The sequence below is a fragment of the Oleiphilus sp. HI0123 genome (assembly GCF_001635315.1).
Genome location: NZ_LWGE01000277.1, coordinates 1 through 9,780 on the forward strand (window position 1 = coordinate 1; position 9,780 = coordinate 9,780).

5 protein-coding genes and 1 pseudogene are annotated in these 9,780 nt (G+C 44.0%); 2 read left to right on the plus strand and 4 right to left on the minus strand.

The features are described from left to right. The 4 genes and pseudogenes from A3761_RS28400 to A3761_RS02715 all read right to left on the minus strand — a co-directional run. A pseudogene (locus tag A3761_RS28400) lies at positions 1-308 on the minus strand (hypothetical protein); the annotation flags it as partial. Continuing rightward, positions 301-777 (minus strand): DUF4381 domain-containing protein, encoded by a 477-nt coding sequence (locus A3761_RS02705; protein WP_068506434.1) that lies wholly within the window; start codon positions 775-777, stop codon positions 301-303. The gene A3761_RS02705 and the pseudogene A3761_RS28400, both read right to left, overlap by 8 nt. Positions 778-792: 15 nt before the next feature. Further along, on the minus strand, positions 793-1,746 hold the full coding sequence (locus tag A3761_RS02710; protein WP_068506436.1) for a DUF58 domain-containing protein: 954 nt from the start codon (positions 1,744-1,746) through the stop codon (positions 793-795). A gap of 3 nt (positions 1,747-1,749) precedes the next feature. Beyond that, positions 1,750-2,712 carry a MoxR family ATPase gene (locus A3761_RS02715; RefSeq protein ID WP_068506438.1) on the minus strand — a complete coding sequence of 321 codons (963 nt, stop codon included), beginning with the start codon at positions 2,710-2,712 and terminating at the stop codon, positions 1,750-1,752. 149 nt (positions 2,713-2,861) lie between these two features. Here A3761_RS02715 and A3761_RS02720 point away from each other — a divergent pair, with 149 nt between their 5' ends. Both A3761_RS02720 and tkt read left to right on the plus strand, forming a co-directional pair. After that, positions 2,862-7,730: an NAD-glutamate dehydrogenase gene (locus tag A3761_RS02720; protein ID WP_068554687.1), complete on the plus strand. Its 4,869-nt coding sequence runs from the start codon at positions 2,862-2,864 to the stop codon at positions 7,728-7,730. A 93-nt stretch (positions 7,731-7,823) separates the two neighbouring features. Then, positions 7,824-9,780: transketolase (tkt, locus tag A3761_RS02725; protein ID WP_068749759.1), on the plus strand; the 1,957-nt coding region annotated here is incomplete at its 3' end.

A 9,780-nucleotide genomic window follows, 5' to 3' on the forward strand; every position in this document is an offset into this window, starting at 1 on the left:
ATCAAGTCTCTTCCACTTAGCGGGAGGTTTACTTTTTCTCCGTAGTAAGTAGGCCTGGAGGCTGCAACTATTAGAAAACACCACGCAAAAGCCAGTAGGTATTTACTTAGTTTGCTATGGGTTTTTCCTTCTGGTGCACGTGACAGTTTCAGTGCTTTTACTGTTTCATAGAGTGGAAGCTGCGGCGCTCTATAGTTTGTGGTGCTTTGATTTGCTCGCCGAGGGATGAGCAAAGGAATTGGCAAAAGTAATAGCGCAAGAGGCCAAACTAGCCCAAAGTTAAGTGCTTCTAAGAGATTATCAAGCATGACGTAGGCCTCGAATCCATTTTTCGATTAGCATCAATTGCTCGGTATTTATACGAGGGCAATTCCGTTGGTAAATCTCGTGACAGAGGATGTCTAGTAAGTCGCTCGGCAGTATTACTTTGTTTTGCGTTGTGTTGAGAGTATCGCCCCATTTGTCAGCGGTGTCGCTAAGGTGTGCAGTAGAGCTTGAGTTCCCGGCAAGGCATCGCTTTAGGAGTATGTTTATTTCGGTAGCTAGCTCGAAGTTATCCCAACTTTTTGAGTTGTGGGTTATTGCTTTAAGTTCAAGTAAGGCTACCCTGCGCCAGGCATTCCGTTGTCTATGTCTTATGAAAAAAGTAAGACCAAGCGCAATAGCGATGACCGAAATAACAATTAAAGCCCACCAGCCAAAAGCTAGCGGCCACCAGGTGATATCCACGGGAGGGTGGATATCTTTTAGTTGGTCTAATGGCGATGATGGGTTCATGGTGTTATTGAGTCACTATCTGCTGTAATTGCGCAGAATTTCTTGGAGACAGTGGCTAGTTTCCTGATGTGTAGACAGATTTATTAATAAGGATTTAAAACGTTTGCTCATTTCTTCTAACTGGTTTTTGTGTTGAGTCGCCCAGGCGCTGTAGTCGGATCGAACTTGTGCCGAGTTTGAGTTGATGAGCAGAGTTTGTTGGCCATCAGATACAGGGTGTAAGCCTGGTGGAGGAAGCTCTTCCTCTAGAGGGTCATAGCTACGAATGAAGAGTAACTCATTGTGCCTACTAAGGGCCTTAAGTGCTTTTTCAGTTTCCTGATTAAAGTGTAAAAAGTCGCTGATGATAACGATAAGCGTACCTGGCTTTGCAAGTCTGACCGCTTCTATTAGTGCCTTATCAAGCGAGAAAGAAGGGGGAATTTTGCTATCTTCTATATTCAAGGCTTGGTTAAACTGACTAAGAAAATTAATGTATTGCATTACTGACTTGCGACTACGCGCTGGCTTTACTTCGTGATGTGCAATGTCAGAGAATACTATGCCTCCAACGCGGTCATTGTGGTCGAGTGCAGACCATGCGAACAAGGCAGCAGCTTCGGCAGCTCTAACGGACTTGAAGCTATGTTTGCTACCGAAAAACTGGCTTTTACTCTGATCACAAATAACTAGGAGTGGGCGTTCGCGTTCTTCGTTAAATAGTTTAGTGTGAGGCGTCTGGCGCCGTGCTGTAACGCGCCAATCGATACTCCGAACGTCGTCACCAGGCTGATATACACGAACTTCTGCGAACTCCATGCCTCGACCGCGGAATTTGGATAGGTGTGAACCGCTTTGGGGGCGCGAAATAGCTTTTGCTTTTCTGAGTTTTAGATTTTTTGCCTGCCAACGTAAACGCGCAAGCGCCTGCACCGAAGTATAAGGCCCCTGGTCGAGGTTGGGAATTGAGTCTGAATTAGTAACAGGCATTGATTATGCTACAGGAACGCGGTGAATTAGTTCATTGATCACATGATCGGCTGTTATACCGTCTGCTTCAGCTTCAAAGCTGATGATAATGCGATGACGAAAGACGTCGTGAAGTACGGCGCGAATATCGTCAGGGCTAACGAAATCTTTGCCATTTAACCATGCATAAGCACGTGCGCAGCGATCTAGGGAAATTGTTGCGCGTGGACTGGCGCCGAAATCGATCCAGCGACCCAGGTCTTCACCGTATTGTGTAGGTTGACGCGTCGCAATCGTAAGGTGGACAAGATATTCCTCTACAGCTTCGCTCATATGGATTGCAGACATCTCTTTCCTGGCTTGGAAGATCTCAGACTGAGCAAGTTCTAATACCTCTTCGTTCAATGGCGTGTCATCGTGCTCGCTTCTGGCTAGTCGCAATATTTCCTTTTCGGACTCAAGGTTGGGGTAGTCGATCTTTACGTGCATTAAAAAACGATCTAACTGCGCTTCGGGCAGGGGGTAGGTGCCTTCTTGTTCGATTGGGTTTTGCGTGGCCATTACTAAGAATAAACTATCAAGCGGGAAGGTTTGTTTGCCAACGCTTACTTGTCGCTCGGCCATTGCTTCTAGTAGTGCAGATTGAACTTTTGCGGGGGCACGGTTAATTTCGTCAGCTAGTATTAAATTATGAAATATTGGGCCTTTTTGAAATTCAAACTCTCCTTTCTCGGCACGATATATTTCTGTGCCGGTTACATCGGAAGGGAGTAGATCAGGTGTGAACTGGATGCGTTGAAAGTTGCCTTCAATTCGATCGGAAAGTTCTTTGATTGCCTTTGTTTTTGCAAGCCCGGGCGCGCCTTCAACTAGTAAGTGGCCATCTGCCAAAAGGGCAATTAGCAATCGCTCGACCAAATGTGCCTGGCCAAGAATTCGTTTGCTGAGAGCTGTATTTAATTGATCAAATGCTGCATGTGCGCTCATAGTGCAATAACCTAGATAATATTTCTAAAAAAATCGAAGATTAAACTTAATAGATAGATGATTAATAAGCAATTTCCTGTCAATGAACTATTATTCATTTAACTAATGTAAGTTGTGAGCTTTGTTGATTGAAATGGCGGAAAATAATAATGAAGGTTATTGATACCACAAGTAAGAAAAAATTCATTTCCCAGATTAAAGACTCTGTTAAGGATAAGTTAGGTGTCAAACAGGGAGCGTTGGTTACCCAGTTTGTCGACCAGCTTTTCGCAAGCACGTTTATAGAGGAATTCGAAGGCCGTAGAGTCTCGGATATGCTCGGCCTTGTTATGTCGGCATGGAAGTTTTCTTCATCGCACAAAGGTACAAAGGCGAAAATTGAGGTTTTTAACCCGAACCTTGAAGACCATAATTGGCAGTCACCCCATACTGTACTCGTGGTGCTTCAAGAAAACATGCCGTTTATTGTCGATTCGATCAGGCTAATCCTTTCTAATCGCATGGTCAAAATTCATAGTATTCAGTATGCAAATATCCGTTGCGAACGAGCAAAAAATGGTGATATTGAATCCCTTAAAAGTGGTGCCGCCGCAAAAGAATCAACCTGCAATGATGAAGCGCTTATATTTATCGAGATAGATCGGCATAGCGATTCAGCGTCTCAGAAGTCTTTGCTAAAGGCTATCAATGAAGTGATGTCAGACGTTTCAACGATGGTTGGCGACTATGAAAATATGCTTACCAAGAAACAGAGCTTGATAGAAAACCTAACCGAAAAGAATTATAAAACTATTGCGCCTGAAGACATTGAAGAGGGGCGCGAGTTTTTACGCTGGATGGGGGATGAACGCTTCATCTTCTTGGGTTGTGTAGATTATGACCTAAAGAAAGAGGGAAGAAGTGAAAGTTTCGACCTCGTTAAAGGAAGCGGCCTGGGGCTGGTTCATCGCTTTGTAGATTTTATCGAAAAGTCAGAACTGAACAAGTTGCCAAAAGCCTCTAAGCAACAAATTTTCGGTAGCAATTTGTTCTTTTTCTCAAAGGCTTCTCAGCGGTCCTCCGTTCATCGACCTGTTTATCCAGAGTGTGTTGGTGTAAAGCGTTTTGATAAAGATGGCAATTTAGCCGGTATCTGTTGTTTTATTGGCCTATACACCGCAAAAATGTATTCTGAATCGCCTGCAAACATTCCTTTGTTGCGGAATAAAATCAGCTACGTTTCTGAAAACTCGGGTTTAAATATACGGGACTATCGGGGCAAGGAGCTTCTGCAGTCTCTGATAGTTTTTCCACGGGAGGATCTGTTCCAGATTGATAAGGATGAGTTGCTCGACGTTATTATGGGAACCCTTTATATACAGGAGCGAAAGCAGACAAGGCTATTTATAAGAGAGGATATTTTTAGCCAGTTTGTCTCATGTTTGGCTTATGTCCCAAGAGAAATCTATAGCACGGATATTCGCCTTAAAATTCAGCGAATTTTACAAGATAGTTTAGGTGCTGCTGATACTGACTTTAATACATTTATATCTGAGTCAGTGCTTGCGCGAACCCATATTAACTTGCGTGTTGAACATTTTGACCGAAGTGCGTTTAACGTTGCTGACATTGAAGAGAAAATTGTTGCTGTAGCTCAGTCTTGGGAAGACGATCTAGAGCAATCTTTGTTTGATGCTTACGGCGAAGAGAAAGCAAATACTTATATCAACCGTTATAGATCCGCTTTTTCATCAAGTTATCGAGAAGAGTTTTCGCCTCGAAGAGCTGCGGTCGATATCGAGAATATAGAAAAGGTAAAAACTGAAAATACGATTGGTATGAGTTTTTATCGAACGATAGAAGAAAATGAAAAAGTCGTTCACTTTAAGCTTTTTCATGCTGATCAACCGATCCCATTGTCTGATGTCATGCCTATCTTCGAAAATATGGGGCTGAGAGTTATCGGTGAGAACCCTTACGAAAGTATTGATCGTGAAGGAGCTACGGTGTGGTTACATGATTTTATGTTGACGACAAGCGATCAGAAGCCAATTGATATTTCGAAGATTCGTGATAATTTCGAAGAGCTATTTATCAAAGTGTGGCAGGGAGACGCAGAGAATGACCGATTTAATAGGTTAATAATCAGTGCCTATATGAATTGGCGTCAAATCGCTATGCTACGATCTTACTCCCGTTATATGCAACAGATTCGCGTTAGCAACTCTCAAGAGTTTATTTCTAATACGGTGGTGTCAAACGTAGAAATCACGGCCTTGCTTAGCGACTATTTTGAACACCGTTTTAAACCCGGTGCAAACGCTTTATCTGCAAAGAATCTAAAGCTGCTAGATAAGATAGAAGAAAACTTTTACAAGGCGCTAAACAATGTACATAACCTGACCGAAGACAAGATTCTGCGTTTATATCTTGATTTGATCAAAGCAACGATGCGTACAAACTTCTATCAGCACGATAGCGGTGGTGCGGATAAAAGTTATATTTCGTATAAGTTGCAGCCGCGTTTAATTCCAAACGTTCCTTTGCCCGTTCCAATGTATGAGATATTTGTTTATTCGCCCAGGGTTGAAGGGGTTCATTTGCGTGGGGGGAAGGTTGCTCGTGGTGGCTTGCGTTGGTCTGATCGTTATGAAGATTATCGCACTGAAGTTTTAGGCTTGGTTAAGGCTCAGCAAGTTAAGAATGCTGTTATCGTTCCGGTTGGTGCGAAGGGCGGCTTCGTTGCTAAGAATTTTCCAAGCGACCGGAAAGGCTTCATCGCTGAAGGGATTGCGTGTTACCAAACCTTTATTACCGGAATGCTTAATGTAACCGATAACCTGGTTAATGGTGAAGTGGTTAAGCCGACCGAAGTCGTATGTCATGATGATGACGATTATTACCTCGTAGTTGCCGCGGATAAAGGCACAGCAACCTTCTCTGATATTGCGAATGAGATATCTTTGGAGAAGGGGCATTGGCTTGGTGATGCCTTTGCTTCGGGTGGTAGTCACGGCTACGACCACAAGAAAATGGGGATCACTGCAAAAGGCGCTTGGGTATCAGTTCAGCGCCATTTCAGAGAGCTAGGTCTTAATACGCAAACAACGCCATTCACTGCAATTGGTATCGGTGATATGGCAGGCGATGTTTTCGGAAATGGCATGCTGCTATCCAAGCATACCAAGCTAGTAGCGGCATTTAACCATATGCACATTTTCTTTGATCCTGATCCGGACCCTTCAACAAGCTTTTCAGAGAGAAAGCGCTTGTTTGAACTGCAGGGCTCTACCTGGGATGACTATAACAAAGAACTGATTTCTGAAGGTGGCGGTATTTATTCACGTTCCTCTAAGTCTATTGAACTTTCGAAGCAAATGCAGGACTTTATCGGTACAAAGGAAACGCGCCTGGCTCCAAATGATTTGATAAATCGAATACTAAAGGCAGAGGTTGACCTGCTTTGGTTTGGCGGCATTGGCACCTATATTATGTCGAGCAAGGAAACTCACGCGGATGTGGGTGATAAGGCTAATGATGTATTACGTATCACCGGTAAAGAGCTAAAAGCCAAAGTAGTCGGTGAGGGCGGAAATTTGGGTATGACCCAGCTTTCTCGTATTGAGTATGCTCAGAGTGGCGGGCAATTAAATACAGACTTTATCGATAACGCGGCTGGCGTAGACTGCTCAGATCATGAAGTGAATATAAAGATCCTCTTGAATGATATATTGCTGAATGGAGACTTAACTGAGAAGCAAAGAAATAAACTGTTAGCAGACATGACGGATAGCGTGTCTGATCTCGTTTTAAAAAATAACTACCGTCAAACACAAGCAATTAGTATAGCGCTTAAAGATGCGATGCCAAGAATGGAAGAGTATCGACGTCTGATCAATGCAATGGAAGCATCAGGAAAGCTGAATCGTGAACTTGAGTTCCTGCCTTGTGATGACGATATCACTGAGCGAAAGTCTCTAGATATGGGGCTAACAAGACCCGAGTTATCAGTACTTATCTCCTATGTAAAAGGTGACCTTAAAGAAGAGCTTATTAACTCGAACCTTCCTGATGATGACCACTTGAGTGATGAAATTGAGGTCGCCTTCCCACAACAGATAGTCAAGAAATACGGTGCTCAACTTCATGATCATCGCTTAAGAAGAGAGATCATATCAACGCAGGTTGCTAACGATATGGTCAATCATATGGGGATTACATTCGTTGAGCGGTTAAAGCAATCAACAGGTGCAAGCTCCTCTTCAGTTGCTTTGGCTTATATTATCGCGCGTGATGTATTTGACCTTGAAAATATTTGGGGGCAAATAGAGGATCTTGATTACCTTATTTCCAGTGACCTCCAGTACAGTATGATGGCTGAGTTAATGAGTTTAATGCGCAGAGCATGTCGCTGGCTGATCAGAAATCGTCGCAGTGAATTAAACGTTACTGAGAATATGGACCGTTTCAAAACTGGTATAGCCAAGATTGCTAAATCGTTACCAAGTTACCTGACTGGCGCATCTGCCCAGTTATGGCAAGATAAGTTTGATAGCCTGGTCGAGCAAGGTGTGCCGGAAAAGCTCGCAGGTATTGTCGCTGGGGCCAGTCATTTGTATTCTGCGCTTGGGATTATAGAGGCGCAGGAAGAGGGTGATGGCTCTCTGGATCAGGTTGCCAAAATTTACTACTTACTGGGCAATCGCTTAGAGCTAACTTGGTTCTCCTACCAAATTAACGCACTTACGCCTTTAACTCACTGGCAAGCACTAGCGCGTGAAGCTTTCAGAGAAGATCTAGACTGGCAGCAGCGTGCTTTAACTGTCGGTTTGTTGAAGTTGAATGATGCCCCGAAAGACATAAATAAACGTGTCGATTTATGGATGGAGCAGCATGATGAGCTTGTGGCGCGATGGCGTCAGATGCTCACTGAATTCAAAGCTACCGAAGATGCAGAGTTTTCAATGTATTCAGTTGCGTTGCGAGAGTTGCTGGACCTTGCCCAGAGTACGGTTCACTCGGCCTCCCAGGCTTCATAATATTATTACCCTATTGTTCAAGTTTTATTTGCTCAATAGGGTAATTTAAGCGAGAATGGCGGCTTTTTTAGATCATCTTTCGGGAGAAATTTAATGCCGTCACGTCGTGAACTAGCAAATGCCATTCGTGCGTTAAGTATGGATGCAGTTCAAAAAGCAAAGTCTGGCCATCCTGGCGCGCCAATGGGAATGGCTGATATTGCTGAAGTGTTATGGAACGGCCACTTACAGCATACCCCTCAGAACCCGTCTTGGCCAAATCGCGATCGATTTATATTGTCCAACGGCCACGGTTCAATGCTTATCTATTCTTTGCTGCACTTAAGCGGTTATGATCTGGGTATTGAAGATCTTAAAAACTTCCGACAGCTACATTCTAAAACGCCAGGTCACCCTGAATACGGATACACACCCGGAGTTGAAACTACCACTGGCCCTCTTGGTCAAGGTATTTCTAATGCGGTGGGTATGGCGATAGCCGAAAAGTCACTTGCTGCGCAATTTAACCGTGAAGGTCATAATATCGTTGATCATTACACCTATACATTTGCTGGTGATGGCTGTTTGATGGAAGGTATTTCCCACGAAGTGTGTTCTTTAGCAGGTACGCTTGGCTTGGGTAAATTGGTACTTTTTTATGATGATAACGGCATTTCAATAGACGGTGAAGTCGAAGGTTGGTTCTCTGACGATACACCTAAGCGCTTCGAGTCTTATAACTGGCAAGTTATTCCTAATGTAGATGGTCATGATGCTGATGCCATCGAGGCGGCCATTAAAGAAGCTAAAAGTAATACTACTCAGCCAACTATTATTTGCTGTAAAACAGTAATAGGTTTTGGTTCGCCAAATAAAGAAGGTAAAGAAGATTGTCACGGTGCTCCGTTGGGTGATGATGAAATTGCTGCAACTCGTGAGCGCTTAGGCTGGGCTCATGGTGCTTTTGAAATTCCCGAAGATATATATAATGGCTGGAATGCTCGTGAAGCTGGTTCCAAGGCTGAGAAAGATTGGTCTGCTCGTTTTGATGCATACGCAGAGGTATATCCAGAACTTGCTAGCGAATTCAATCGTCGTTTAGCTGGTGAGCTTCCAGAAGATTTTGCTAAACAAGCAGATCAATACATTAATCAGTTGCAAGAAGATGGTGCAACGATTGCCAGCCGAAAGGCATCCCAGAATTCCTTGAACCAGTTTGGTCCAATGCTTCCTGAATTAATGGGGGGCTCTGCTGATCTTGCTGCGTCTAACCTGACTTTATGGAGTGGCTGTAAGGGCTTGGAAGCTAATGATGCGGCCGGTAACTATATTTATTACGGCGTTCGTGAATTCGGTATGGCTGCGATTATGAATGGCATCGCCTTACACGGCGGATTTGTTCCTTACGGTGCTACTTTCTTAATCTTTATGGAATACGCACGCAATGCTGTACGTATGTCTGCACTCATGAAGCAGCGTGCTATCTATGTATTTACACATGATTCTATTGGTCTGGGCGAAGATGGCCCAACTCATCAGCCGGTCGAGCAGATTTCAAGTTTGCGTCTAACGCCTAACATGAACTGCTGGAGGCCTTGTGATACGGTTGAGTCAGCCGTGTCGTGGAAGCATTCCCTTGAGCGTGCCGATGGCCCATCCTCATTGATTTTCTCGCGGCAAAACCTAGTTCACCAAGAGCGAAGTAAAGAGCAAGTTGCAAATATTGAGCGTGGTGGTTACATCTTGAAAGACTGTGAAGGCTTGCCAGAGTTGATTCTGATCGCTACAGGTTCTGAAGTAGGATTGGCAGTTGCTGCTGCAGACGAACTTACTAAGCGTGAAGTTAATGTCCGAGTTGTTTCTATGCCTTGTACTGATGTTTTTGATCAGCAAGATATCGAATATCGCCTGTCTGTTTTACCTCTTGAGGTTCCTGCGCGTATTGCTATTGAGGCAGCGATCGCCGATTACTGGTACAAGTATGTGGGTATTGACGGACGAGTGATCGGCATGAATAGTTTTGGCGAGTCTGCACCTGCAGGACAGTTGTTTGAGTTCGGCTTCACTGTTG